Origin of the sequence: Iamia sp. SCSIO 61187, assembly GCF_019443745.1 — a bacterium.
Lineage (GTDB): Bacteria > Actinomycetota > Acidimicrobiia > Acidimicrobiales > Iamiaceae > Iamia.
On the sequence record NZ_CP050948.1, the window covers coordinates 1,774,210 to 1,800,044 of the forward strand.

At 75.1% G+C, this 25,835-nt stretch carries 24 protein-coding genes and 1 tRNA gene; 12 read left to right on the plus strand and 13 right to left on the minus strand.

Going from position 1 to position 25,835, the window contains the following annotated elements; genetic code table 11:
* Positions 1 to 70: 70 nt before the first annotated feature.
* Positions 71 to 2,275, minus strand: a complete 2,205-nt coding sequence (locus HC251_RS08565; protein WP_219944881.1) for an MMPL family transporter — start codon at positions 2,273 to 2,275, stop codon at positions 71 to 73.
* Positions 2,272 to 2,643 (minus strand): DUF6223 family protein, encoded by a 372-nt coding sequence (locus HC251_RS08570; protein ID WP_219944882.1) that lies wholly within the window; start codon positions 2,641 to 2,643, stop codon positions 2,272 to 2,274. Before HC251_RS08570 ends, HC251_RS08565 begins: the two co-directional genes overlap by 4 nt.
* 204 nt (positions 2,644 to 2,847) lie before the next feature.
* Here HC251_RS08570 and HC251_RS08575 point away from each other — a divergent pair, with 204 nt between their 5' ends.
* The 3 genes from HC251_RS08575 to HC251_RS08585 all read left to right on the plus strand — a co-directional run bounded on the left by HC251_RS08575 (position 2,848) and on the right by HC251_RS08585 (position 5,135).
* Positions 2,848 to 3,534 (plus strand): response regulator transcription factor, encoded by a 687-nt coding sequence (locus tag HC251_RS08575; RefSeq protein ID WP_255566644.1) that lies wholly within the window; start codon positions 2,848 to 2,850, stop codon positions 3,532 to 3,534.
* Positions 3,527 to 4,657, plus strand: a complete 1,131-nt coding sequence (locus HC251_RS08580; RefSeq protein WP_219944883.1) for a cell wall metabolism sensor histidine kinase WalK — start codon at positions 3,527 to 3,529, stop codon at positions 4,655 to 4,657. The genes HC251_RS08575 and HC251_RS08580 overlap by 8 nt, the downstream gene beginning before the upstream one ends.
* A 226-nt stretch (positions 4,658 to 4,883) precedes the next feature.
* Positions 4,884 to 5,135, plus strand: coding sequence for a PGPGW domain-containing protein (locus HC251_RS08585; protein ID WP_219944884.1), 252 nt, complete (start codon positions 4,884 to 4,886; stop codon positions 5,133 to 5,135).
* A 22-nt stretch (positions 5,136 to 5,157) separates the two neighbouring features.
* On the opposite strand, the gene HC251_RS08590 is transcribed toward HC251_RS08585, so the two are convergent.
* The 5 genes from HC251_RS08590 to HC251_RS08610 all read right to left on the minus strand — a co-directional run bounded on the left by HC251_RS08590 (position 5,158) and on the right by HC251_RS08610 (position 10,465).
* Positions 5,158 to 5,547 (minus strand): hypothetical protein, encoded by a 390-nt coding sequence (locus HC251_RS08590; RefSeq protein ID WP_219944885.1) that lies wholly within the window; start codon positions 5,545 to 5,547, stop codon positions 5,158 to 5,160.
* A 71-nt stretch (positions 5,548 to 5,618) separates the two neighbouring features.
* Entirely contained in the window at positions 5,619 to 7,757 is a 2,139-nt protein-coding gene (locus tag HC251_RS08595; protein ID WP_219944886.1) for an MMPL family transporter, read from the minus strand.
* A gap of 91 nt (positions 7,758 to 7,848) precedes the next feature.
* Positions 7,849 to 8,499, minus strand: a complete 651-nt coding sequence (locus tag HC251_RS08600; protein WP_219944887.1) for a response regulator transcription factor — start codon at positions 8,497 to 8,499, stop codon at positions 7,849 to 7,851.
* A complete protein-coding gene (locus tag HC251_RS08605; RefSeq protein ID WP_219944888.1) occupies positions 8,496 to 9,719 on the minus strand; it encodes a sensor histidine kinase in 1,224 nt (407 codons plus the stop codon). The genes HC251_RS08600 and HC251_RS08605 overlap by 4 nt, the downstream gene beginning before the upstream one ends.
* A gap of 143 nt (positions 9,720 to 9,862) precedes the next feature.
* On the minus strand, positions 9,863 to 10,465 hold the full coding sequence (locus HC251_RS08610; RefSeq protein WP_219944889.1) for a TetR/AcrR family transcriptional regulator: 603 nt from the start codon (positions 10,463 to 10,465) through the stop codon (positions 9,863 to 9,865).
* Between the two features lie 52 nt (positions 10,466 to 10,517).
* Here HC251_RS08610 and HC251_RS08615 point away from each other — a divergent pair, with 52 nt between their 5' ends.
* The 5 genes from HC251_RS08615 to HC251_RS08635 all read left to right on the plus strand — a co-directional run bounded on the left by HC251_RS08615 (position 10,518) and on the right by HC251_RS08635 (position 17,215).
* The gene (locus tag HC251_RS08615; protein WP_219944890.1) at positions 10,518 to 11,870 is read left to right on the plus strand and encodes a PQQ-binding-like beta-propeller repeat protein; all 1,353 of its coding nucleotides are present in this window, start codon (positions 10,518 to 10,520) and stop codon (positions 11,868 to 11,870) included.
* A 55-nt stretch (positions 11,871 to 11,925) separates the two neighbouring features.
* Complete coding sequence (locus HC251_RS08620) at positions 11,926 to 13,095, plus strand: DUF1254 domain-containing protein (protein ID WP_219944891.1); 1,170 nt, start codon at positions 11,926 to 11,928, stop codon at positions 13,093 to 13,095.
* A gap of 391 nt (positions 13,096 to 13,486) precedes the next feature.
* A complete protein-coding gene (locus HC251_RS08625) occupies positions 13,487 to 14,038 on the plus strand; it encodes an NfeD family protein (protein WP_219944892.1) in 552 nt (183 codons plus the stop codon).
* Positions 14,035 to 15,474: a flotillin family protein gene (locus HC251_RS25970; RefSeq protein WP_219944893.1), complete on the plus strand. Its 1,440-nt coding sequence runs from the start codon at positions 14,035 to 14,037 to the stop codon at positions 15,472 to 15,474. The genes HC251_RS08625 and HC251_RS25970 overlap by 4 nt, the downstream gene beginning before the upstream one ends.
* A gap of 196 nt (positions 15,475 to 15,670) precedes the next feature.
* Positions 15,671 to 17,215, plus strand: a complete 1,545-nt coding sequence (locus HC251_RS08635) for a hypothetical protein (protein WP_219944894.1) — start codon at positions 15,671 to 15,673, stop codon at positions 17,213 to 17,215.
* 16 nt (positions 17,216 to 17,231) lie between these two features.
* Here the strand turns inward: HC251_RS08635 and HC251_RS08640 are convergent, their stop codons facing one another.
* Positions 17,232 to 17,621 (minus strand): SRPBCC family protein, encoded by a 390-nt coding sequence (locus tag HC251_RS08640; protein ID WP_219944895.1) that lies wholly within the window; start codon positions 17,619 to 17,621, stop codon positions 17,232 to 17,234.
* A gap of 329 nt (positions 17,622 to 17,950) precedes the next feature.
* Between HC251_RS08640 and HC251_RS08645 the strand changes: the two genes are divergently transcribed.
* The 4 genes from HC251_RS08645 (at position 17,951) to HC251_RS08660 (ending at position 21,127) form a co-directional block, all read left to right on the plus strand.
* Positions 17,951 to 19,582, plus strand: a complete 1,632-nt coding sequence (locus HC251_RS08645) for a DEAD/DEAH box helicase (protein WP_219944896.1) — start codon at positions 17,951 to 17,953, stop codon at positions 19,580 to 19,582.
* Between the two features lie 45 nt (positions 19,583 to 19,627).
* Positions 19,628 to 20,308 carry an SRPBCC family protein gene (locus tag HC251_RS08650; RefSeq protein WP_219944897.1) on the plus strand — a complete coding sequence of 227 codons (681 nt, stop codon included), beginning with the start codon at positions 19,628 to 19,630 and terminating at the stop codon, positions 20,306 to 20,308.
* On the plus strand, positions 20,308 to 20,652 hold the full coding sequence (locus HC251_RS08655; protein ID WP_219944898.1) for a helix-turn-helix transcriptional regulator: 345 nt from the start codon (positions 20,308 to 20,310) through the stop codon (positions 20,650 to 20,652). The genes HC251_RS08650 and HC251_RS08655 overlap by 1 nt, the downstream gene beginning before the upstream one ends.
* Positions 20,653 to 20,809: 157 nt before the next feature.
* Complete coding sequence (locus HC251_RS08660; protein WP_219944899.1) at positions 20,810 to 21,127, plus strand: hypothetical protein; 318 nt, start codon at positions 20,810 to 20,812, stop codon at positions 21,125 to 21,127.
* Positions 21,128 to 21,134: 7 nt separating this feature from the next.
* On the opposite strand, the gene HC251_RS08665 is transcribed toward HC251_RS08660, so the two are convergent.
* From HC251_RS08665 to HC251_RS08685, 5 genes are all read right to left on the minus strand, one after another.
* Positions 21,135 to 21,209, minus strand: a tRNA-Gly gene (locus tag HC251_RS08665).
* A gap of 81 nt (positions 21,210 to 21,290) precedes the next feature.
* Complete coding sequence (locus HC251_RS08670) at positions 21,291 to 23,492, minus strand: hypothetical protein (RefSeq protein WP_219944900.1); 2,202 nt, start codon at positions 23,490 to 23,492, stop codon at positions 21,291 to 21,293.
* Positions 23,493 to 23,526: 34 nt separating this feature from the next.
* Positions 23,527 to 24,045, minus strand: a complete 519-nt coding sequence (locus HC251_RS08675) for a hypothetical protein (RefSeq protein WP_219944901.1) — start codon at positions 24,043 to 24,045, stop codon at positions 23,527 to 23,529.
* Positions 24,042 to 24,950 carry a hypothetical protein gene (locus tag HC251_RS08680; protein WP_219944902.1) on the minus strand — a complete coding sequence of 303 codons (909 nt, stop codon included), beginning with the start codon at positions 24,948 to 24,950 and terminating at the stop codon, positions 24,042 to 24,044. Before HC251_RS08680 ends, HC251_RS08675 begins: the two co-directional genes overlap by 4 nt.
* Before the next feature lie 280 nt (positions 24,951 to 25,230).
* Complete coding sequence (locus HC251_RS08685; RefSeq protein WP_370651286.1) at positions 25,231 to 25,782, minus strand: MauE/DoxX family redox-associated membrane protein; 552 nt, start codon at positions 25,780 to 25,782, stop codon at positions 25,231 to 25,233.
* Positions 25,783 to 25,835 lie beyond the last annotated feature (53 nt).

Here is a 25,835-nt window from a genome sequence, read left to right on the forward strand (position 1 = left end):
TCCAGGACGGTGACATCGGTCGCCCGCCGGACAGGCTCGGTGCTCCCCGACCTGTCCGGCGGGCGCCCACTCAGCCGACGGGGACCCGGGTGGGGTCGGCGTCGTCGGTGGCGACGGCGCCGGCCGGTGGGGCCGGGTCCGGGGGAGGGGCGCTGGTCCCGCCCTCGACGTCGATGGCCGGCAGCAGCCGGTCCAGCCACCGGGGCAGCCACCAGTTGCGGTCCCCGAGCAGCTCCATGGTGGCCGGCACCAGGACCATGCGGACCACGGTGGCGTCGACCAGGACGGCGGTCGCCAGACCGATGCCGGCCAGCTTGAGGAACACCACGTCCTCCATCACGAAGGCGCCGAAGACGGTGACCATGATGGCGGCGGCGGCGGTGATCACCCGGGCCGTGCTGGCCAGGCCGTCGGCGACGGCCCGCCGGTCGTCGCCGGTGCGGAGGTGCTCCTCCCGGATGCGGGACAGCAGGAACACCTCGTAGTCCATCGACAGGCCGAACAAGATGGCGAACATCATCATCGGCAGCCACGCGGGGACGGGCGTGGCGTCGTCGATGCCGACGAGCCCGCCGAACCAGCCGCCGTCGGCGGCCAGCGTCATCACGCCGTAGGCGGCGCCGATCGACAAGATGTTCATGACCGCCGCCTTGAGCGCGACGGGGATCGAGCGGAAGACCGACATCAGCAAGACGAACGACAGCACGACCACGCCGCCGATCAGGAGCGGCAGCCGGCCGGCGGTCTGCTCGCTGTCGTCGATGAACGCCGCGGTCGTGCCGCCCACCGCCACCTCGACCCCGGTGCCGGCCACGGAGTCGGGGATGACGTCGTCGCGCAGGGTGTGCACCAGGTCCTGGGTGGCCTCGTCCTGGGGTCCGGTCGCGGGCACGACGGAGATGACGGCGGCGTCGCCGCTGCCGTTGACCACCGGCGGGACGATGGTCGCCACGCCCTCGGTGGCGGCCAGGTCAGCGGCCACGGCCTCGACGGCGGCGGAGGCGGCCGCCTCGTCGCCGGCGTCGGAGAGGTCGGCCGCCACGAGCAGGGGCCCGTTGGCGCCGCGCCCGAAGCCCTCGCTGATCAGGTCGTAGGCCCGACGGCTGGTCAGCTCGGTCGAGCCGTTCCCGGCGTCGGGCATCCCGAAGCGCATGTCGGTGGCCGGGGCGGCCAGGACGAGCAGGACGACCAGCGCCCCGAGCCCGGCGACGAGGGGCCGCCGCTGCATGACGCGGCTCCAGCGCCACGACAGGGTGCGTCGGCCCTCGGCCGCGGGGCGGACCCGCGGGACCCGCAGGCGGTCGATGTTCGTCCCCGCGAAGCCCAGGAGCGCGGGCAGCACGGTGACCGAGGCCAGCACGACGGCCAGGACGACGAGCGAGGTGGACAGGGCCACGCCCCAGAGGTAGCTGCGGCCGACCAGCACGAGCCCGAAGATCGACACCACCACGGTCGACCCGGCGAACACGACCGCCCGACCGGCCGTCGTGCCCGCCAGCTCCACCGCGTCCGAGGGCTCGCGGCCCTCGGCCAGGGCACTCCGGTAGCGCGTGACGATGAACAGGGCGTAGTCGATGCCCACGCCGATGCCGATCATGGTGGCGAGCATCACCCCGAAGTCGGGGACCTCGACGAGGTTGGTCGCGAGGCGGACGCCCGCCAGGCCCAGCCCGAGGCCGAACCCGGCCACGACGAGCGGCAGGCCGGCGGCGAGCACCGAGCCGAAGGCCACGAGCAAGATGACGAGGGCCGCCATCAGCCCGACCGACTCGGAGCCGGCCTCTCCCTGCTCGACCTTCTCGACGGGGTAGCCGCCGAGCTCGATCCGCAGGCCGTCGCCCTCGGCCGCGCCGGCCCGGTCGATCACCTCCTCGATCGACTCGGCCGGCAGCTCCATGGAGTCCTGGTCGAAGCGGACCTTCAGCAGTCCGGTCGTCCCGTCCGGGGAGAGGGGGCCGGGCTCGGCGGCGACGACGTGGTCGACGCCGGCGATGTCGTCGGCGAGGGCGCCGACCCGGGCGGTGGTGGCGGGGTCGGTGACCCCGGCCGGGTCGGTGTAGGCGACGTCGACGGTGCCCCCGGCGAACTCCGGGAACCGCTCCCGCAGCAGCTCGACCGCCTCGGCCGAGTCGCTCCCGGGGACCGTCATGTCCTGCTCGGTCTCGCCGCCGGCCGCACCGGCCAGCACCGAGGCGGCGACGATGGCGGCGATCCACAGCACGACGACGCGCCGGCGTCGCCGGTAGCTCCAGGTGACGAGGCGGCGCAGCTTCACGCCACCCCCCGGGTGCGGGTCCGGGCCACGCCGCCGAGGGCGACGCCGATCAGCCCCAGCACCACGGCCACGAAGGCGCCGCCGCGGCCGTTGCCGCTGCCGACGTCACCGTCGGCGGTGGCCGCCAGGACGACGCCGAGGACGGCGCCCGAGAGGCCGAGCACCACGGCGGCGAGGCCCGAGCCGATGCGATCTCCGGGGCCTCGGTCGGGGCCGCGGCGGCCGATGGAGCGGACGACGGCCACGCCGCCGACGACGGCGCCGGCCAGGGCGACCACCGTCGCCACCACGGACCCGGCTCTGCCCCCGCTGATGGCGAGCACGTCGGCGACGACCGGTTGGAACGTTGATGTGTCGTTGATGTCCATGGCGGCGACGATCGGCCGGCGACGTGAAGCGATCGTGAAGGGATCGTGTGGATGTCGCGCGTGGCGACGGACGCCCGGCGTCTTCTTCGCACCGTCTCCGCCCCACCTTCACGCCGTCTTCACACCCTCCGACGATCGTGGCGCCGAGGGCGGGGACCGAGCAGGAGGGACGACGAGGACGTGCACCGACGCGATGATGGGACCGTGGCCAAGAGCGTGCTCCTGGTGGACGACGAGGCCAAGATCGTCGAGGTCGTCGGGGACTACCTGCGCGGGGCCGGGTTCGTCGTCAGCACGGCCTCCGACGGCGAGCGGGCGGTCGCCGCCGCCCGGGCCCGGCCGCCGGACCTCGTGGTCCTGGACCTGGGGCTGCCCGGCCTCGACGGCCTGGACGTCGCCCGCGAGCTGCGCCGCTCCTCGTCGGTGCCGATCATCATGCTCACGGCGCGAGGCGAGGAGGCCGACCGGGTGCTCGGGTTGGAGCTGGGCGCCGACGACTACGTGGTCAAGCCGTTCAGCCCCCGCGAGCTGTTGGCCCGGGTGCGGGCCGTCCTGCGTCGCACCGACGAGGGCGGGGCGAGCGAGCGGGAGCGGTTCGCGGTCGGCGACGTGGTGGTGGACTGCGGCCGACGCCAGGTCACCGTGGCCGACCGCGCCGTCGACCTGACGGCCACCGAGTTCGACCTGCTGGCGGAGCTGGCCCGCCAGCCCGGGCGCGTCCTCAGCCGCAGCCAGCTGCTCGGCGCCATCCACGGCGTGGCCGTCCCGTCCTACGAGCGCACCGTCGACGTCCACGTCAAGAACCTCCGCCGCAAGATCGAACCCGACCCCCACCGGCCCCGCTACCTGCTGACCGTGCACCGCGTCGGCTACCGCTTCGCCGATGGCTGATCGACCCGTCGAGCGGCCCCCGGCCCCGCCGGTCGAGGGGCGACCGAACCCGGCCCGCCCCGGGTCGTCCGGCGAGGCGCAGCGGTTCCGGCGCCGGCTGAGGTGGGGCGCGGTGCTCCTCGTGCTGGCGTGGACGGTCCTCGCCGCCCTCATCACCGGGATGGCGAGCGGGTACTGGGGGACGCTCGGTCTGCCGGCCGACGCCGAGCACGAGGACCAGCCGCGCGGCCTGATCGTCATCGGCGCCGCGACCCTCCTCGCCGCGGTGGCCACGACCGTGACCTACCGGCGGGTGAGCGGGCCGGTGGGCGATCTCCTCCTCGCCGCCGACCAGGTGACGACGGGTGCGTACGGGACGGTCGACGTCGACGTCCGCGGACCCCGCGAGCTGCGGCTCCTCACCGCCACGTTCAACGAGATGGCGGCCCGCCTGGCCGCCGACGAGGAGCACCGGCGGCGCTTCCTGGCCGACATCACCCACGAGCTGCGGAACCCGCTGGCCGTGCTGCAGAGCGAGATCGAGGCCCAGCTCGACGGCGTCCACCCCCGCGACGACCACCACCTCCTCTCGCTCCTCGACGAGACCCGCCGGCTCGGGCACCTGGTCGACGACCTGCACACCCTGGCCCTGGCCGAGACCGGGCGCCTGGCCCTCCAGCAGGAGGTGGTGGCCCTGGGCGGGCTGGTCGACGAGGTCGTGGGGCGCCACGAGGCCCACGCCCGGCAGCGGGCCGTGGCCCTGCGGGCCTCGGTCGCCCCCGGTCTGCCCAAGGCGTGGGCCGACCCGGCCCGGATCCGCCAGGTCCTCGACAACCTGCTCGCCAACGCCATCCGCCACACACCGGCCGGGGGCGAGGTGGTCATCGAGGTGTCGGCCGGGGACGGACCCGCACCCGGGCCGCCGGCGGCGGTGCGGTTCCGGGTGACCGACGCCGGCCCGGGGTTCCGCGACGACCAGCTGGGCCAGGTCTTCGAGCGGTTCAAGCGGGCCGGCGACTCCAGCGGCAGCGGTCTGGGCCTCTCCATCGCCCGCGACCTGGTCCGCGCCCACGGCGGCACCATCGAGGCCGGCAACGACCCGACCACCGGCGGCGCGTCGGTCTCCTTCACCCTCCCGACCTGACGTCGTGGCGGTCGTTCGAAAACCGTGCCGACCTCGCGGTCGCCGGGCGGAAGACTGGGGGCCGGCGATGAGTTGTCCCCTCACGAGTCGTCAGACCTGAATAGCGACGCCGCCGCCGGCGTCACGTCGTCCCGTCACCTCGGAGCCCCCGATGCGGCACCTCCCCACCCCCGCACCCGGCGCCAGCGGTCCGCCGGCGCGGCCCGTCCGGCGGACGATCCGCCGGGTGGCCGTCACCGTGGGCGGCGGGGCCGTGGTGGCGGCCGGGGTGGTCATGCTGGTCGTCCCCGGACCGGGGCTGGTGACCATCGCCGTCGGCCTCTCGGTCCTCGGTCGGGAGCACGCGTGGGCCGCCCGGCTCGAGCAGCGGGTCCGGGCCCGGGTGGTCGCCGCCGCCCGCCAGGTGCGGCGCTCCGCGGTCGGCGCCGGGCGCCCCGAGGCGCCCGCCGAGCGCGAGCGGCACGACGAGGCCGCCTGACCTCGTCGGCGGCGATGTGGCGTCAGGCCGAGGCCGAGCGGCGGCGACGGGCCAGGACGAGGGCGACGAGGCCGGCGAGGGCACCGAAGACGGTCCCCACCACCAGGCTGCTGACGACCGTCGACACCCGGAGGAACCCCTCCTCGGCGCCCTGGGCGACGTTGCCCTCGAGGCCCGGCGGGTCGTCACCGAAGCTCTCGTCCCAGAGGACCATGTGGAGGACGGCGAGGATCACGCCGTAGACGAGGCCCACCCCGGCCAGCGCGAGCACCGGTCGAGCGACGCGCTGGCGGTGGGCGTACCAGACCCAGACGGAGGGCGGACCGAAGACGAGGACGAGGTTCAGCGGTCCGACGTCGACCCCCAGGTCGTGGAGGACGACCCGCGGGGCGGTCAGGAGCCCGAGACCCACGCTGGCGACGAGACCGATGCGTCCCGCCGGAGGTGCGGTCCCCTCGGACGGGAGCGGACGGGTCGGGTCCGTCACGACGCCTCCCCCTCGATGTGGACGGCCGGCAGGGTGCGGTCGAGCCAGCGCGGCAGCCACCAGTTCCGGTCCCCGAGCAGCTCCATGGTCGCCGGGACGAGGACGAGCCGCACGAGGGTGGCATCCACCAGGACCGCCGTGGCCAGACCGAGGCCGAACAGCTGCAGCGATCGCTCGCCGGACAGGACGAAGCCGGCGAAGACCACGACCATGATGGCGGCGGCGGCGGTGATCACCCGGGCCGTGTGGGCCAGCCCGGTGGCCACCGCGGTCGCGTTGTCGCCGGTCCGGTCGTACTCCTCCCGGATGCGGGACAGGAGGAAGACCTCGTAGTCCATCGACAGGCCGAAGACGATGGCGAAGAGCATCATCGGAGCCCACGCCTCGACCGGTCCGGCCCGACCGATGCCGATGAGGCTGGCACCCCACCCCCACTGGAACACGGCCACCACGACCCCGTAGGCGGCCCCGATCGACAGCAGGTTCATGATCACCGCCTTGAGCGGGACGAGCACGCTGCGGAAGACGGCCATCAAGATCACGAACGAGACGGCCAGGACCACGACGATGAACACGGGGAGGCGGGAGGCGCCGAAGTCGGAGTAGTCGACGACCGCGGCCTGGGCGCCGCCCACCCGGACCTCGACGCCGGTGCCCGCCGTCGCCGCCGGGAGGACGTCGTCCCGCAGCCGGTGGACCAGCTCGGTCGTCGCCTCGTCCTGGGGGGCGCTGTCGGGGAAGACCTGCACGAGGGCGACGTCACCGTCGGCGTTGGGGATCGGCGGGGTCGCGCCGGCGACGCCCTCGGTCCGGCGCACCTCGTCGACGACGGGCTCGAGGGTGGCGTCGTCCGGCATCGAGGCGACGAGCAGCAGCGGGCTGTTGGCCCCGGGCCCGAACCCCTCGGCCAGGAGGTCGTAGGCCCGCCGGGTGGTGTCGGTCGTCGGCCGGTTGCCGGCGTCGCCGAACCCGAGCCGCATCGACAGCGCGGGCACGGCGAGCACGGCGAGGACGACGAAGCCCACGAGGGCGGCGGCCGCGGGGTGGCGCTGCACCGTGCGGCTCCACCGGTGGCCCAGCCCGGAGGCCTCGTTCCCGGCCCGGGCCCGGTGCGGCAGCCCGAACCGGTCGATGCCGGCGCCCACGAAGCCGAGGAGGGCGGGCAGGAGGGTGACCGACGCCAGCATGGTCGTGGCGACGCCGGCGGCGGCGGCGATCCCGAGGGCCCGGTTGATGTCGAGCCCGACCACGAGCAGGCCGAGCACCGACACCACCACGGTCGTGCCGGCGAAGAGGACCGCCCGCCCGGCGGTGTCGATGGCGATCTCCACGGCCGTCGCCGGGTCGTGCCCGTCCGCCAGCGCCTGGCGGTACCGGGTGACGATGAACAGGGCGTAGTCGATGCCCACGCCGATGGCGAGCATCATCACCAGCTGCAGGGTGAAGCTGGGCATGGTCACCACGTTGGCCAGGAGGGTCACCACGGCCACGCCGGTGCCGATGCCGAACAGCGCCGTCACCAGCGGCAGGCCCATCGCCAGCAGGGAGCCGAAGGCGAGCAGCAGGATGACCACGGCGGCCAGGAAGCCGATGGCCTCGCTGCCGCCCTCGGCCGGCTCGACGAACCGGTCGCCGCCGAGCTCCAGCTGCGCCCCCGGGACCTCGGCGCCCTCGACGAGGGCGGTGATGGTGTCGACGGCCTCGTCGTAGGCGTCGTCGTCCCGGTCGGCCAGGGCGATCTCGGCGAAGGCGACGGTGCCGTCCGCGCTGACCTGGTACGCACCCTCGGGGGAGTAGGGGCTGGTGACGGCGGCGTCGGGGACCTCGGCCACCACCCGGTCGAGGAGGGCGGTGACCTCCCGCTCGAGGTCGGGCCGGTCGATCCCGTCGTCGGCGGCGACGACGAGCTGGCCCTGGAACCCGGCGCGGGTGGGGAAGCCGCCGTCCTCCAGGACCTCGACCGCCTCCTGGCTCTCGGAGCCGGGCAGCGAGAACTCGTCCTCGAAGGTGCCGCCCAGGGCGCCGGCTGCGCCCGACAGGGCGACGAGGGCGGCGATCCAGGCGAGCAGCACCAGGCGCCGTCGTCGGTGGCAGAGGCGGGCGAGGCGGCGGAGGGCCGAGCGGCGTCGTTCCATGGCGGCGACGGTACGAACGGGTCCGATCTCCGTCGTCGGGCCGGAGGAGGCTCTCCCGGTACTCCCGTGGGACCATCGCCGGGCCCCGGCGTCAGGGGCCGAGCCCGCCCTGGAAGGCGGCGACGACGAGCTGGGCCCGGTCGCGGGCCCCGAGCTTCTGCAGGCACCGGCTCACGTGGGTCTTCACCGTGAGCGGGCTGAGGTGCAGCCGGGCGGCGATCTCGTGGTTGCTCAACCCCTCGGCGACGAGGGCCAGGACGTCGCGCTCGCGCCCCGACAGCACGTCGAGGCGGGTCGGGTCGACGGCCGACGGCGACGAGGCGGCGAAGGCGTCGACGACGCGGCGGGTCACCGAGGGCGTCAGCAGCGCCTGACCGGCGTGGACGGTGCGCACCGCGTCCCGGAGCACGTCGGGGTCGACGTCCTTGGTGAGGAAGCCGCTGGCGCCGGCCCGCAGGGCCTCGAAGACGTAGGCGTCGAGCTCGTAGGTGGTGAGCACGATCACCCGGACGCCGGCGAGGGCGGGGTCGTCGACGACGGCCCGGGTGGCCTCGATGCCGTCGACGGTGGGCATGCGGATGTCCATCAGCATCACGTCGGGCCGCAGCCGCTGGGCCAGGGCGATGGCCTCGCGGCCGTCGGCGGCCTCGCCCACCACGGCGAGGTCGTCGGCGGCGGCGAGGAGCGACACGAACCCGGCCCGGACGAGCGCCTGGTCGTCGGCGATGGCGACGGCGATCACCGCTGCGCCCCGTCCACGGGGAGCCGGGCCTCGACGTGCCAGCCGCCGCCGTCCACCGGGCCGGCGGCGAGCGCTCCGCCGAGGGCCTCGACCCGCTCCCGCATGCCCCGGAGCCCGAAGCCGGTGGCCGCCGCCTCCCCGCTCGACAGGCGTGGTCGAGGACCACGACGTGCCGGGCCCGTCGTGGCCCTCGAGGGGCCTGGCTCCTCGGGCGTCCCGTCGTCGGTCACCACGACGAGCAGCTCGAAGGACTGGCGGCGGACCGTGACCCACGCCCGCCGGGCGTGGGCGTGGCGGACCACGTTGGTGAGCCCCTCCTGCACGACCCGGTAGGCGGTCAGCTCCACGACCTCGGGCAGGGAGCCACCGTCGACCTCGGTCGTGACGTCGATGCCGGCGGAGCGGGCCCCGTCGGCCAGGTCGGGGATGCGATCGAGGCCGGGGGCCGGCGCCAGCGCCGGGCCCGTCGAGCCGTCGCGCAGGACGGCGATCAGGGCGCCGACCTCGCCGGTGGCCTCCCGACCCGCCTGCCGGATGGCCTCGAGGGCGGCGGCGGCGCTGGCGTCCTCGCCCCGGCCCAGGGCCTCGCGCCCGGCCGAGGCCTGGACGGTCATGACGGCGACGGTGTGGGCCAGGACGTCGTGCAGGTCCCGGGCGATCTCGAGCTGGGTCTGGGCGATCCGCCGTCCGGCCTCCCGCTCGGTCTCGGCCTCGGCCCGGCGGGCCCGCTCCTCGTACTCCCGGAGCAGCATCCGGCGGTGGTGCGACAGCTCGCCGAGGAGCAGGGCGGCGAGCGTCCACCCGACGGCGGAGGCGGCCGACGAGGCCGGCTGGTCGCTCGCGGCCAGGATGGCGACGGCGGACCCGACGACGGCGAGACCCCCGACGAGGAGCTCCTTCACCCGGTCGCCGTCCAGGCCGAGCAGGTAGAACGAGACGAGGTAGGGCACGGTGATGATGGCGCTGGCGTAGCCGACCTGGTGCCAGGCGACGGTCGTCGCCAGGTTGGCCAGCGCCGCGGTGGCCGGGAGCCGTCGCCCCAGCACCGCCAGACCGGTGGCCAGGGCGAGCAGCCAGACGGCGCCGAAGTCGACGTCGCGCGTCGCCGCGTCGGTGTCACCGGACGAGAGCGTCACCACCCCCAGGAGGACGACCACGGCGCCGAAGGCGATCCGGTCGACCAGCCGCGCCCCTCCGTCCTGGCCGCGCACCGCCACCATGGCCCAGACGGTACGCAGCGCGGCGGGTGCCGGCATCCTCCCGTGGTCGCACCGCCCGGTGGTCCCCGGGGGGTACCGCTGGTGCGGCAGGTCCGTGACACGACCGCCCGCGACCGTCGCCCGAGCTCGGCGAGCGATCGGCGTCAGCTCGCGTCGAGCAGGCGGCCCACGGCCTCGGCCATGGTCCGGCGGGCCACGGCGGGGGAGAGGCCGTAGCCGTCGCGCCACAGCTCCCAGGCCCCGTCGCCGGCGGCGGCGTCGACCGCGGCCGCGGCGCGGCGGCGCGCCGCCGGACCGAGCGGGGCCAGCTCGGCGGCGAACACGCGCCGGATCTGGTCGCGCCCCGCGGCCAGGGCGGTGGCGCGGGCCTCGGCCAGGGCCGGCGACGTCGCCTCCCGCGCCCGGGCGGCCCGGCGCAGCGGGGCCAGGTGCTCGTGGATGACGGCGCGCTGGTGGCACAGCGCGTCGATGCGGGCGGCGAGCGGAGCGGTGACGTCGATGGGGCGGATCCGGGTGATGACGTCGGCCGTGGCCCGGTCGACGGCGGCGCGGTGCAGCGCCTCGATCGACGTGAAGTTGGCGTGGATCGACCGGGGTGTCACGCCGGTGCGCTCGGCCACCTCGGCCACCGTCGGGTTGGCCACGCCCTCGCGGAGCAGGGCCAGGAGGGCATCGACGGCCTGGTCGCGCGTGCGCTGGGAGCGAGCGGTCCGTCCGTCCTCGCCGCGCGCCACGCCCCGGGCCATGGGCGGAGGATAGGGGTTGACGCCCCGACGGCCCGGAGCAACAGTCTTCATCATGACTGAAGATAGTCTCTGGTCCCGCCGCACCGCCGCGCTCGTCGTCGCCCTGGCGGTGGCGGCCGGCGCCTGCACGTCGTCGTCCGAGGGGTCGGGGGCGCCCGCAGCGCCGACCGACGGTCCGGCGACCACGACGGCGACGGCGGAGACGACCACCACGACCACCGCCTACGCGCCCACGTGGTCGGCGATCCACGCCGACGGGCGGAACTCGGACTTCGCCCCCATCCCCGGCCCGGACGCGCTCGAGCCGGCCTGGTCCTACGCCACGGGCGGGATGATCACGGTGGGTCCGACCAGCGACCCCGATGGGCGCGTCTACCTCACCGACAACGGGGGGCCGTGCCACCTCCAGGCCCTCGACGGGGCCACGGGCGAGGTGGAGTGGTGCACCGAGGAGCTCGACCTGGGGGCCGCCATCTCGTCGGCGCTGATCGACAGGGAGGGCCACGTGTTCGTCGCCGACAGCCAGGCCCTGCACGCCTTCGACCGCGACGGCGCCCTCCTGTGGGAGGCGCCCATCGTCGGGGTGCCCCTGTCGGCGCAGCTGACGCCCGCCGGGAGCGTCGTGCTGGTCACCAACATCGGCCAGGTCCACGTCGTCGACCGGGCCACGGGGGAGCCGGTGGTGCCCGTCCGGGAGCTCATCCCGGGGCGGCGGTTCACCCTCGCCGAGAGCCTCTGGCCCTGCGCCCGCGGCCTGCCCGGGTGCCCCAGCGCCAACACCATCGCCGTCCACCCCGACACCGGCCGGGTCTTCTTCACCTGGTGGGAGCCGGGCGCGCCGCGGGCGTCGGTGCGCGCCATCGACATCGACGAGGACGAGGGGGCGATCACCGACGCCTGGTCGAACGACGGCCTCCCGAACGGCAGTGGGTCGAGCCCCACCGTGTCGGCCGACGGGACCCGGGTCTACGTCACCGACGGGGTCGACAGCCTGCACGCCCTCGACGCGGACACGGGGGCGATCATCTGGTCGTACCGGATCGGGTGGAACGCCGGCGGCAGCCCCTCGGTCTCCCCGGACGGCCTGGTGATGCCCGCCGGCGCGGGGGGCACGGTCGCCGTGGTCGACGAGGGCGATCGGGCTGTCCCGGCCTGGCAGCGGGACGACCTCGTGAACCTGGGCATCGCCACCCAGGCCGAGGGGCACCGGGCCTACGTGACCGTGCCGCGCGAGGGGCGGGAGGTCGACATCGCCGTCGTCGACACCCGGGACGGGACTGTGCTCGACCGCGACCGGCTGGAGGGGGTGTCGCTGTTCAGCGTCGGCACCACCCTGACCCCGGACGGGACCGTGCTGGTGCCCACCTTCGCCGGCACCCTCCACGCCTACCGCCCCGCCCGGTGACGCCGCGCCGGGCCTCGTCCTCGCCCGCCGGTGTCTAATGAGATACATTACGCCGGTGGCTCGCCGACGCCTGGACCTGGAGGCCCTCGTCGACGGGGTGGTCTGGGGCTACCCCCTGCTCGCGACCCGGCGGACCCTCCACCGCAGCGTCCCCGTCGACGCTGACGGCCTCGCCCTGCGCACCCGGCTCTCGACCGCCGCCGACCGGGGCGTGGTGGCGCCCAACAACGACACCCTCTACGGCTCGGGCTTCTACGACCTGGCCGAGGGGGACCTGACGATCGAGGTCCCGCCCCTCGAGCCGGGCCGCTACTGGTCGGTGATGCTCCTCGACGCCTACACCTCGGTGTCGTACGTGTGCCGACGCCTCCACGGGAGCGACGGGGTCGTCGCCCGCGCCACCCTCGACCCGACGGTGCCGCCGGTCCGTGACGGCGCCACGACCATCCCCGTCGCCACCCCGAGCGTGTGGGTGCTGGCCCGGGTCGTGGTCGACGGACCCCACGACGTCGCCGCCGCGACCGACGCCCTGCGGTCGATCCGGGTGACGGGCCCGGGCCACGGTGCGGCGGGCGCCGACGGCCCTCCGAGCGACCCGCTGGCCCTCGTCGCCGAGGCCCTCGCGTCGGACCCCCCGGCCCCGTGGGACGTCCCCGCCCCGCCCGGCCTGGCCGGGCTCCTCGACGAGGGGATCGCTGCGGGCGCGGGCCCCGAGGTGCTGGCCCGGGTCCACGAGCGCGTGCTCCGGCTGGGCCACGACCGCATCGCCGACGGCTGGGGGACGCGCCTCGGCGGCGCCGACTTCGGGTCGGACGTGGTGGCCCGGGCGGCCACGGCCCGGTTCGCCCTGGCCGCCCACCTCCCGGCCGAGAACCGGTCCTACGTGGCGGGCATCGACGACGGCGCCGTCCCCCGCCGGCTCCGCTTCCGGCCCGAGGACCTCCCCCCGGTGCGGGGGTTCTGGTCGCTCACCATGTACGGCGTCGACGGCCAGCTGGTCGACAACCCGATCGACCGGTACAGCATCGGCGACCGCACGCCGGGCGTGGAGCGGGAGCCGGACGGCTCGCTCGTCATCGACGTCGGGGCCGATCCCCCGGCGCGGACCACCAACTGGCTGCCGGCCCCCCCGGGCCCGTGCGCCGTCGCCCTGCGCGCCTACGAGGGCCACCCCGAGGTGGTGGGCGCCGCCTGGTTCCCCCCGCCGCTCACGCCCGCCCCCTGATCGGCGGGGAGCGAGCGACCACCGATCGGTTCTGTCGCGGCAGGCGCTCACCGACGAGCGCTCAGCGCGACAGAACGAGGGTGGGCCGACGTCGGGACGGTTCTGTCGCGGCAGGCGCTCACCGACGAGCGCTGAGCGCGACAGAACGAGGGTGGGCTGTCGGCGCGCACGACCGGGGAACAGCGCCGGAACCCGCAGGCCCCCGGCGCCTCCGACCGCTAGTGTCGCTGCCGGTGACCCGTCGGGCTGCCACGGTGTGCCGGGAAGCCTGGTCGGCGTGTCCACCTGCGACCGCTCGGAGCACCCCGATGTCCCTGTCCGCCACGGAGGCCACCATCATCGGCCCTGACGCGGCGCACCCCGTCCGAGCCCGACGCGAGAGGGTCCCCGCGTGACCGTCCTGCTCGTCCTCGGGGCCCTCGGCCTGGTCGGCCTGCTCGTGGGGCTGCTCGTCGGCGACGTCGACCTCGACATCGACCTCGGGCCCGACTGGCTGTCGCTCCCCGCCCTCGCTGCGCTGGTGGGCGCCTTCGGCTTCGTCGGTGCCGCCGCCCTCTCCCTCGGCGCCCCCATGGTGGCCGCCCTGGGGATCGGCGCCGTGGCCGGCGTGGCCCTTGCCGTGCTCGCCACCCGCCTCATCCGAGCGCTCATCCACATGCCGACCGACGCTCCGGTCCGATCGGCGGACCTCGTCGGCCGGCGCGGGCGGGTCGTCACCGCCCTCACCGCCGATCGCACCGGCGAGGTCCTCGTGACCCACGCCGGCCAGCAGCTGAAGGTCGCGGCGCGGGGCGCCGAGACGCTGCCCGTCGGCGCCGCCGTCGTCGTGGTCGAGGTGGTCTCGCCCACCCTCGTCGTCGTCGAGTCGCACGACCAGTTCTGGTCCGCCGGGACCATCCCGTCTCCACCGCCAACCGACCCCCACGGAGGTCCCACCCCATGACCGGGCTCATCGCCATCGCCGGACTCGTCGTCCTGATCTTCCTGCTCGTGATGTTCGTGCTCACGCGCATCAAGGTCGCCGGGCCCAACGAGGCCTTCATCGTCACCGGCCGCAAGGGCCGGGAGGTCACCAACCCGGAGACCGGCCAGCTCACCCACGACCTCTCCGGCCAGAAGGTCGTCATGGGGGCCAGCACGTTCGTGCTCCCCGTGGTGCAGCGGCTCGCCATCCTCGACCTCACCAGCCGCCAGCTGGCGGTGTCGGTGCCGGCGGCCATCGCCAAGAACGGCATCCGCTGCTCGCTCGAGGCCGTCGCCGTGGTCAAGGTCGGCGGCCAGGAGGACTCGGTGCGCGCCGCCGCCCAGCGGTTCCTCGGCCAGCAGCAGGACATCGACCACTTCACCAAGGAGGTCCTCGCCGGCGCCCTCCGCGCCATCGTGGGCCGCCTCACCGTCGAGGAGATCATCCGCGACCGGGCGACGTTCGCGGCGGCGGTGACCGAGGAGGCCGAGTCGAGCCTCACCAACCAGGGCCTCGTGCTCGACACCTTCCAGCTCCAGGACATCCAGGCCGAGGGCAACTACCTCGCCGACCTCGGCCGGCCCGAGGCGGCCCGGGCCCAGAAGGACGCCGCCATCGCCGAGGCCATCGCCCGGCGGGAGGCCGAGCAGGCCCGCATCCTGGCCGAGGAGGAGATCGCGGTGGCCAACCGCACCCTCGAGCTCAAGCGGGCCGAGATCCAGGCCCAGACCGACGCGGCCGCGGCCGAGGCTGCCGCCGCCGGACCGCTGGCCCAGGCGGCCAAGGACCAGGACGTCATCAGCGCCCAGGAGCAGGTCGCCACCCGCCGGGCCCAGCTGAAGGACCGCGAGCTCGACACCGAGATCCGCAAGCCCGCCGACGCCCGCCGCTACGCCGTGGAGCAGGACGCCGAGGCCGAGCGGAGCGCGGCCATCGCCCGGGCCGAGGCCCAGGCCCAGGAGGTCCGCCTCCAGGGCGAGGCCCAGCGGACCCAGCGCGAGCAGCTGGCCGAGGCCGTCCGGGCCGAGGGCCAGGCGACCGCCGACGCCACCCGCGCCGCGGGCGAGGCCGAGGCCTCGGCGATGCAGCGCAAGGCCGACGCCTACGCCTCCTACGGCGAGGCAGCGATCCTCGACCTGCTGGCCTCCGCCCTGCCCGGCATCGTGGGCGCCGCCGCCGAGCCCATGGGGAACATCGACAAGCTCACGGTCATCAGCACCGAGGGCGCCAGCGACGTCACCCGCCAGGTGACCTCGACCGTCGCCCAGGGGATGCAGGTGGCCGGCGACCTCACCGGCTTCGACGTCCCCCAGCTCCTCGCCGCCCTGGTGGCCCGGCGGGCCGACGCCGCCGCCCCGTCGACCAGCGGCGGCTCCGGCACCGCCACCGCCGAGGGGTCCGCCGGCGGCGGCTGATCCGGTCGCCGCGCCGCGGTCTCGCCCGTCCCGTCGACCCTCGTGGCGCGTCACGCGCCACGGGGATCGACGGAACGCATCGGTCCGGTCAGGGCCAGGGGCCGGCCGGCAGGGGAGGACCCCCGCCGCGGCCGGACGCTGACCCCCACGACCACGCAGAGGCACGGCTCAGGGATTTCCGCTACTGTGCGTGAGCATGAGGTCGGGGGGACGCAGCATCATCCGGGGGGTCGCGACGCTGGCGCTGGTCGTCGGGGGGACGGTCGTGACGACGTCGGCGGAGCCACCCACCCCGGCCGCCGCCGCGGACTGCACCGTGACCGCCGAGCTGGTCAACCCGTGCCGGCCGTGGCTCGGCGTGGTGGCCGGGAGTTACCCGGGAGTCGGCAGCGGGGTGCGGGCCCAGTACGAGGCCCACGAGGCGCGGATCGGCAAGCAGGTCGACGTCGTCCACACCTACAAGAACGTGGGCAACGTCACCCTGACCGCCGACGAGCGCTACTTCGCCAACCGCGGGGCCATCGTCTACATCAACTGGAAGCCGGCCTCGAAGTGGGCCCGGGCCGGCGGCGGCGACGCCACCGTCAACGCCCAGATCGACACCATGGCCCGGGAGATCAAGGCCCTCGGCAGCCACCGGGTCATGCTCTCGATCCACGGTGAGCCCGAGCGGGTCACCAGCATCGGGTCGTCCGCCTGCCCGGGCCTGAAGGGCAGCACCGGGTCGCCCGCGGAGTACAGGGCCATGTGGGCCAACGTCCAGGCCCGCTTCGACGCCCTGGGCGTCGGCAACGTGGTGTGGGTCATGAACTACCTCGGCTACCAGGGCTGGGACTGCCTGTTCCCCGAGCTGTGGCCGGGCAACGACCGGGTCGACTGGATCACCTGGGACCCCTACCTCCAGAGCGGCATGCGCTGGGACACCGAGGTCGGCTACTTCTACGACGCCCTCGAGGAGAAGACCGACGCCGCCCACGCGTTCACCTCCAAGCCGTGGGGGCTGGCCGAGTACGGCTCCTGGCGGGGCGCGTCCCAGGCCGACGCCTACCGGATGTACGACGACGCCAAGGCCGCGCTCGAGTCGGGGCGCTACCCCCGGCTGAAGCTCTACGAGGTCTACGACACGATCAACGCCGGCACCGACGTGCGCGTCGGCTACACCGGCGCCGGCGTCCCCGATCCGGTCGAGCAGCAGAGGTACACCGCCTTCGCCCACTCACCGGTGTTCTCCGACACGGCGCCCCCGCCCCCGCCGGCCACGACGGACCACTTCGCGCCGTGCGACACCGGCGTCGAGTCCGGCCTCTCGTGCTTCGGCGGGACCTACCGCAGCCCGGTGCGGCCCACCCGCGTGACCGGAGGCGGGCACGCCGGGGTGGCCGCGGTCCAGGTGCGGAGCTCGACGACCGCAGCCGGGACCTACGGGCTCAACGTCAACCCCCGCCCGGTCGCCTCCACCCAGGTGGGGCGGACCTACAGCGGCGGGGTCCACGTCCGGCCGGTGGCGGCGGGCGTCCCCATGACCTTGCTGCTCCGGGAGGCCCGGGCGGACGGCACCGCGCCGCCCGGCGGCTACCGGGCCGTCACCGTCACGCCGACGAGCACGGCGTGGCAGCGCATCGACGCGACCTACACGGCCCAGGAGGCGGGGAACACGCTGTCGTTCTCGGTCTACGCCACCCTCGGCCCGGACCAGTGGTTCCAGGCCGACACCTTCTCGCTCACGAGCGTCGCCCCGTAGGCGTCGGCCCCGGGGCTCAGCCCTCGAGCGTGGTCTTCACCTGCCCGAGGGCGCCCTGGTAGATGTCCCGGAACATCGGGGCCGCCTCGTCGGGCTCGACCGAGACGTCCCAGGTGACCTCGCTGGCGTCGGCGCCGGAGTCGTGCACGGTGATGGTGGCCTCGTGGGCGGTGACGGGAGCGCCCTCGCCGACGATGGAGTAGGTGATCGAGCGGGCGTCGGCGTCGCGGCCGACGAGCTTCTCGGTCAGGGTCATGCCCATCGTCTCGATGGTGCGGACGTCGCCCTCCACGGTGCACGAGTCGACGCCCGACATCCACGTGTCGAGCCCCCCGAACTCACCCACGAGGGCCCACACCTCGGCGGCGGGCTTGGCGATGTCGATGCGGGCGGTCTCGGTCTGCACGGGTGCACCTCCGGGGAGCGGGCGAGCGGCGGACCGTAGCGCAGACACGTGTCCAGGTCCGCTTCGGCGGGAGGGGCCCGGGCGGGGCCGACGACCCGGCCGGCGAGGCGTCAGCCGGGTGGCCAGATGGCCCGGCCGGCGAGGCGTCAGCCGAGTGGCCAGATGGCTCGGCCGGCAAGGCGTCAGCCGAGTGGCCAGATGGCCCGGCCGGCGAGGCGTCTGCCGAGTGGCCAGATGACCCGGCCGGCGAGGCGTCAGCCGAGTGGCCCGATGACCCGGCCACGAGGTCGGGAGCGGGCCTGCGGTCGTGCCACACTCGACGGTCCCCCATGACCCGCACCGTCCGCCTCCGCCCCTGGCAGAAGACCGCCCTCGACCGGTTCGTGGCCCACGATCGGCCCGACTTCCTGGCCGTGGCCACGCCCGGCGCCGGCAAGACGACCTTCGCCCTCACCGCGGCCCGCCACCGGCTGGCCGAGGTGCCCGGGCGGCTGATCGTCGTCGCCCCCACGGCCCACCTCAAGCACCAGTGGGCCCAGGCCGCCTCCCGCTTCGCCCTCCACCTCGACCCCACGTGGTCGGCCGCCGACGGCGCCCTGGCCGGCGACATGCACGGCATCGTCACCACCTACCAGCAGGTCGCCACCAGCGCCGCCGCCCTCCGAGCCCTCAGCCCCGGCGCGTTCGTCGTCTTCGACGAGCTGCACCACGCCGCCGACGACCGGGCGTGGGGCGACTCCGTCCGGGCCGCCTTCGAGCCCGCCGACCGGCGCCTGGCCCTGTCGGGCACGCCGTTCCGCTCCGACACCCGCGCCATCCCGTTCGTCGACTACCACCTCGACGAGGCCCGGCCCGACTTCGAGTACGGCTACGGCGACGCCCTGGCCGACCGGCGCGTCGTGCGGCCCGTGTACTTCCCCCGCACCGGCGGGCAGATGGAGTGGTCGGCCCCCGACGGCAGCGAGCACTCGGCGACCTTCGACGACGACCTCGACGCGGTGCGGGCGAGCCACCGCCTCCGCACCGCCCTGTCGCTGGAGGGGGAGTGGCTGCCGACGGTGCTCCGCGACGCCCACGCCCGCCTGACCGAGGTGCGGATGGTCCAGCCCGACGCCGGGGGGCTGGTGATCGCCACCGACCAGGACCACGCCCGGGGGATCGCCGAGCTGCTGCGGTCGCGCTTCGGGACCCGGGCCACCGTCGTCACCTCCGACGACCCCCGGGCGTCGAGCCACATCGCCATGTTCGCGGCGGGCAAGGAACCGTGGCTGGTGGCGGTGCGGATGGTGTCCGAGGGGGTCGACATCCCCCGGCTGCGGGTGGGGGTGTACGCCACGACGACCTCGACCGAGCTGTTCTTCCGCCAGGCCGTCGGGCGCCTCGTGCGGTGGACGCGCGGGGTCCCCCAGCAGAAGGCGTGGCTGTTCATCCCCGACGACGCCCGGCTGCGCCGCCTGGCGCACGGCATCGCCGAGCAGCGGCGCCACTCGCTCCAGCGGCGCGAGCGGGAGGCGCCGCTCGAGGGCCTCGACGACGCCGCCCTCGACGCCGCCCCGCCCGAGGAGGAGCAGATGTCGCTCTTCGCCGTCATCTCCGCCGTGGCGACCGACGCCGACGGCCACGAGCCGGCGGCCGACGACGACGGGTACGACGACGACGATGACGAGGGCCCCGGGTTCGAGCTGGAGCTGGCGCCCCCGCCGCCGCTCGCCGGGGGCGTCGGGCCCGTCGGGGTCGGGGCCGACGGCGCGCCGCTGACCCGCAAGGAGGACAAGAAGCGGTTGCGGGACCTCAACGCCGAGCTGGCCCGCGACCTGGTGCGGACGACCGGGATGACCCACGCCCAGGTGAACCGCGAGCTCAACCGGATCTCGGGCATCACACGGGTCACCGAGGCGACGGTGGCCCAGCTGCGGACCCGCCTCGACAAGGGAACGCGCTGGCTCAACCGCTCCGCCTGAACATCGGTGGTTGCTTATATTAGGCGAGGGCGATAGAACGGCGGCATGGCCGACATCCAGATCGACACCGACCACCGCCTCGCCGCCGTCCACCGGAGCGTCGAGGACTCCGACCGCCAGGGCCCGCCGTACAAGGCGGTGATCGCCACCGAGGTCTACCCGTCGCCCGTCGACGACGTCTGGGACGCCCTCACCGACGCCGACCGGCTGGCCCGCTGGTTCCTCCCCGTCACCGGCGAGCTGCGCCTCGGTGGGCACTACCAGCTCGAGGGCAACGCCGGCGGCGAGGTGCTCGAGTGCGAGCCGGGCGAGCGGTTCCTCGTCACGTGGGTCTACGCCGACCAGGTCAGCTGGGTCGAGGTGACCCTGACCCCCGAGGGCGAAGGGACCCGGTTCCGGCTCACGCACACCACCCACGGCGACAACCCGTTCTGGGAGCAGTTCGGCCCCGGCGCCGTCGGCGTCGGGTGGGAGCTCGGCCTGCTGGGCCTGTCGCTCCACCTGTCGTCGGGCGAGGCGGTCGACCGCGAGGCCTTCGCGGGGTGGGAGGCGAGCGAGGCGGCGCGGGGCTTCATCCTCGCCAGCGCCTCGGCGTGGGGCGACGCCGACGCCGCCGGCGGCGAGGACCCCGAGCAGGCGCGGGCGGCGGCCGAGCGGAGCGGCGCCTTCTTCACCGGCGAGGGCCCCGGCATCGACGACCTCGCCCGCGGGGGCGACGGCGGCTGATGCACGCCTTCGACGTGCTGGGGGACCCGGTCCGGCGGCGGATCCTCGAGGTCCTCGCCGAGGGGGAGGCGTCGGCCGGCGCCGTCACCGACGTCGTGCGGGCCGAGTTCGGCATCAGCCAGCCCGCGGTCTCCCAGCACCTCAAGGTGCTCCGCGAGCACGGGTTCGCCACCGTCCGCCCCGACGGGACCCGCCGGCTCTACGCCGTCGACCCCGCCGGGATGCAGGAGGTCGACGCCTGGCTCGAGCAGTTCCGCGGCTTCTGGACCGGCCGCCTCGCCGCCCTCGGCACCGAGCTGGCCCGCGGCCGCAAGGCCCGCCGTCCACCGGCCGAGGACGCCTGAGGGCCCCCGTCCACGCTCCTGGGGGACGGAGGTCGACCGCTGCTGCTGACGCAGGAACGCGCCGGGCCCTCTCAGCATGCGTTCAGGTGCTGGGGGAGGATGGGTGGCGCAGCGCAGCTCGCGGTCGACCGGGCCGCGAGGAGCGAAGGAGAGCGTGATGGAACGCAAGACGAAGTGGATGACCGCCGCCGCCGCCATCGTGATCCTCGGTGCCGGCGTCGGGGCCGGCATCGCCGGCGCGGGCGGTGGTGACGACTCCGAGGCGCCGATCACCGGGTCGGATCTCGAGCGGGCGACGACGGCGGCGCTGGACCACACCGGCGAGGGCCGCGTGACCGACACCAAGGTCGGCGACGAGGAGAGCTTCTACGAGGTCGAGGTCACCCTCGACGACGGGTCCGAGGTCGACGTCCAGCTCGACGCCGACTTCCGCGTCGTCGGCGAGGAGGCCGAGACCGGCGCCGACGACGGCTGAGGCGGTGTGGAGCGGGTGACGGGAATCGAACCCGCATAGCCTGCTTGGAAGGCAGGGGCTCTAGCCATTGAGCTACACCCGCGTGGCTGGCGAGGGGCCGGCCGAGCGGCCCGGAGGCCGCGGCGCCGAACCTAGCCGGTGGCCCCGGCCGGTCGGCGGTGGCTCAGCTCGGGAACCGGGTCTGGCAGCGGTCGAAGTACTCCTGCATGGAGGCGATGGTGCTGGCGAGGGCCAGGTCGCCCTGGGTGGCGATCCGCGACGACCAGTACGAGGCGTCCTCGCTGCTGGCCGCCCGCCCGAGGAGGGCCTGGTAGATCCGCTGCACCCGCACGACCCGGGACTCGTTCGCCTGGTAGAGGATCTGGGCCACGCGGGACCGGCCCCGGCTGGCCACCTGCTCCTCCCAGTAGTCGAGGTCGCCGCTGGTGGCCGACCGGCCGAACATGGCGGTGAACACGTCGGCCAGCCACGTCCGGGGCGTGCCGCCGGCGATCTCGTAGTACTCGGGGGAGGAGAAGAAGAACGCCGCGACCTTGGCCACCGACATGCCGGCCTGGATGCGGTCGGCCCACCAGGCCACGTCGCGCTCCGAGCCGGGCCGGCCCAGGGTGTCCTGGTAGAAGCTCTGCACCAGGGCGCTGACGTACTCGTCCGACGACGACAGCCCCCGCACGTAGGTCGGCTTGGTGGTGGTGCCGCGGGCCAGGGCGCTGGCGCTCCAGTCGACCTCGTCGGCGGTGGGGGCCCGGTCGAGGAAGTCCGCGTAGGTGGCCTTGACGAAGGGCACGTAGGGCGAGGAGGCGGTGATGGTGCCGCCCTCGAAGGTCTGCCGGACGCCGTCGCCGGGGAGGCGCTGGGGATCGCCGGTCGGGTAGCCGAACGCACCGCTCGGGCCCCCGGTCCACCGGCTGAAGATGGCCGGCGGCACGACGTGGGCGCCGGTGGAGCTGGTCCAGTAGACGCCGCCGTGCTCGGTGGTCACGCGGACGCCGCGGCCGTCGCCGACGTCACCGCGGTCACTGGTCGGGTAGCCGAGGTCGGAGGTCGGGCCGCCGTGGTCGATGTACGCCGACAGCACCTCGCCCCACACCCCGTGGGCCCCGGTCGCGGCCGTGTAGTAGATGACGCCGCCGTGCTCGAAGATCGAGGCCTTGCCCCGGCCGTCGGCGAGGGTGCCCACGCTGGACTGGACGTGGCCGAGCGGTCCGTAGATCCCGTCGAGGGCCTCGTGCTTGGTGAAGATGTCGCCGTGGATCTCGGCGGTGATGCTCCCGCGCCGGTAGATGCGGCCCTTCTGGAAGTTGATGTAGAGCGACCGGTCGTCGCCGCTGCGGCGGATCGGGCTCGTGGGGTAGCCCAGGGCGCCGCTGGTGCTCAGCCCGCCGTAGGCCTGGTAAACGGAGTAGTAGGGCTGGGGGACGCCGTAGGTCTTGCCGTCGGTGAAGCGGTAGATCGCCCCCTCCTGGAACCGGGAGTACCGGACGCTGCCGGCCGCGGTGGACACGTCGGTCGTCGGGTAGCCGTAGGCGCTGCCGGTGGCCCCGGCGGCGAGCCACAGGTCGAGGATCGAGCCGTGGATCTCCTGGGGGTTGGTGCTCGGGCTGTCGTAGATCCGCCCGTTCTCGTACACGGCGTAGCGGCCGGTGCCGTCGGGCGTGGCCCGCTCGGTCTGGGTCTCGCGGCCGAGGATGCCGCCGGCGCCGCCGAGCGCCTGGTACTTGCGGGCGATCGGGGTGTCGGCCTGGTTCGTGAGGCAGGCGGCGCCGTGGTCGGCGGTGCGGTTGTCGGTGAGCGTGCGGGTCGAGCACGCCGGGTCGTAGGTCCATGGCGTGATGCAGATGGCGACCCGGCAGGCGACGGGGCCGTAGCAGCTGATCTGCTGGTTGCACTGGCCGTAGCGGAACTGGTTGCAGCAGGTGCGCCGCCCGTCGCAGGCCGCGCCGGCGCAGCGGCACGAGCACTGCGTGGGGCAGGTGGCGTTGCAGTCGATGATGTAGCGGGGGCCGCCGCCGCAGTAGGCCGAGCCGTCGGCCTTCCACCAGCCGGCGACGAAGGTGGCCGGCGGGCACGAGTTGCTGCCGTTGTTGATGGTGCAGCAGAACGCGGTCCAGCCGTCGCTGCAGGTGCCGCACACCGCCCCGTAGGCGGTCCCCGGCTTGAGCAGGTAGGTGACGGGGTTGACGGCCAGGGCCGAGCCGACCACAGCCGTGCGGGCCAGGAACCGGCGCCGGCTGTGACCGCCCGAGAGCACCCCGGCGGTGCGGGCCACGACCCGCTCCGCCACCGTGGCGCGGGGGGCGGAGGGGGCGGAGGGGGCGGGCGGGGTCGCCTCGGGCCGACGGCGGACCAGGTCGAGCGGACTCATGCGGGTGTTCCTGTGGGGGCGAGCGGGTGGAGGGTCATGCGGGCGAGACCTGGATCTGACGGGTGACCTCGTTGGCCGTGGTGGCCATGGCGCCGGTCTCGCGCTCGTCGCCGACCACGGCGTAGAGGCAGAACGCCCGGCCGTTGAGGGTGAAGAAGCGCTGGGCGCCGGCCTGGCCGCGCTGCACGCGCTGGAGGGCCTGGTTGCTGAACATGCGACCGGTGAGCCGGGGGACCGACGAGACGGTGGGGAACAGGGCGGTGCCGACGCTGTCGGGGCCGTACTCGACCAGGACGAGCAGGAGGTGGCCGGTGCCCATGAGGTCGACGGCCCCGCTGCCGAAGTCGCCCCGGTCCTCGGGGAGGGCGAAGTTGCCCATGTGCAGGACCGGGCCGGTGTCCTCGCCGACGACCTCGGTCATGGCGGCTCCGGTGGCGCCGTCGGTGCCGGCGCGGCCGCGGGGGCCGGTCATCGTCCCCGGCTGGCGCCGGCCGAGCCGGCCCTCCCACCCGGCGGGCAGCTCGGCCCGGATGCCGTGGGCCTCGATCCTCATGCGCTCGTCCTCTCGGCCGGGCCCTCGCCCGGCTCGTCGTGGTGGTGGTCATGCTCGCCGTGGTCGTGCTCGCCGGGTGTGCTCGCGGCGTCGTCGGGGGCGGCCGGCCCGGCGAGGCGGGTGTCGTCGGGCCCGTCGCCGTAGAGGCTCGGGTCGCCGGGGGCGATGCCGGCGGCGAGGAGCTCGTCGTCGACCCGGCGCTCGCGCTCGTCGTCGGCCCGGTACTTGGCGACCCGGCGGCTCTCGAGGTCCTCGGCGTAGGAGGCGTCGTCCTGGACCTGGGTGAGCAGGCCCTTGACCTGCCCCCAGTCGATGCCGGTGCCCTCGCCCTGGACCTGGCCGGTGCGGCCGTCGACCAGCACGAAGTAGGGCGAGCCGGGGACGTCGTAGGCCTCCCAGGCGCTGCTGTCCATCAGCACCGGCACGCCCTTGGGGGCGACGCGAGCGATGGCGGCCGGGCTCTCCTGCTCGGGGCCCTTGGTGACGATCACGGGGCGGACGTCGCGGGGCAGGCCCAGCTTCTGCGGCTTCTGGAAGGCGTCCCAGAAGCGCTGGCAGGTGAGGCACGACCCGGAGAGGAAGGCGACGAGGGTGCGGTGCTCGACACCGGTGACCCGGATGGTCACGGCGTCGTCGTCGACCCCGACGCCGACGAGGTCACGGGAGTCGGTGAAGCCCTCGCGCTCGGGCGGCGCCTGGACCTGGGGGAAGGTGCGCACCTCGTCGCGGCTGACGGTGCGGGGCCCCGGCCGGGCGGCGGTCGCGGTCGGGGACGCGCCCTCCTCGATCCCGCCGTCGATCTCGTGGAGGCGCCGGAGGATGTCGGCGTGGCTGCGCAGCAGGCCGAGGACGAGCAGCGTCAGCACGGCGACGGCGAGGGCCAGCACGGCGACGACGGCGGCCATCACGCGGTCCTCGGGCCCCGATGGGGGCGCGGCGGGGGAGACTCGAACAGCACGACCGGCCCACCGTAGGCGATGCGCCGCGAGCGGTGAGGTCCCACCCACCGTGGCCGCAGGACCCCCATCCGTTCTGAGCCAGCGGTCGGCCACGGGTGGCTGGATCCTGGCTCAGAACGGCGCGGGGTCGGCCTCGGTCGGGTTCTGGGCCAGCGGTCGGCCACGGGTGGCTGGATCCTGGCTCAGAACGGTGCGGGGCGGCTCGGGCCCCGGGCCGACCGAGCCCTCAGCCGTCGGTGGCGGGTGGGCCGACGAGGGCCCGGACGGCGGGGAGGTCGGTCAGCAGGGCCCGCACGCCGGCGGCGGCCACGAGGGCGAGGGCGACCACGGCGACGCTGGGGCCGGCGTCGGAGGCCATGGCGCCGACCACGCCGTCGGCGCCCACGGCCACGGCGGCCACCGCCGCGGCGGCCAGGGCGACGTTGACGGCGACGTGGGTCCGGCCGACGGGGGCGTCGGCGTCGCCGAAGCAGCCGCAGTCGGCCGTCTCGCCGGTGGCCGCCGCCCGTCGCACCTGGACGGCGGTGAAGGCGGCGAACCCCAGGTAGAGGACGACGACGGGAACGGCGGCCACCCCGCCGACGGCCGCGGCGGCGAGCGCCGAGGCCACCTCCACCGCGCCGAGCAGCCGCACCAGGGGGTCGGACCCGGGCAGCCCGGTGCGGGCGAGGGCCAGGCCCGTCGGCGCCGGCCGGCGCAGCTTGGCCACCCCGGCCACGGCGAGCAGGACGGCCGCCACGAGCAGCGGTCCGAGGGCGGGGGAGAGCGTCGCCACCATCACGCCCCCACCATGCCAGCCCTCCTCGCCGTCCGGTGGGCGGGAACCCGCCG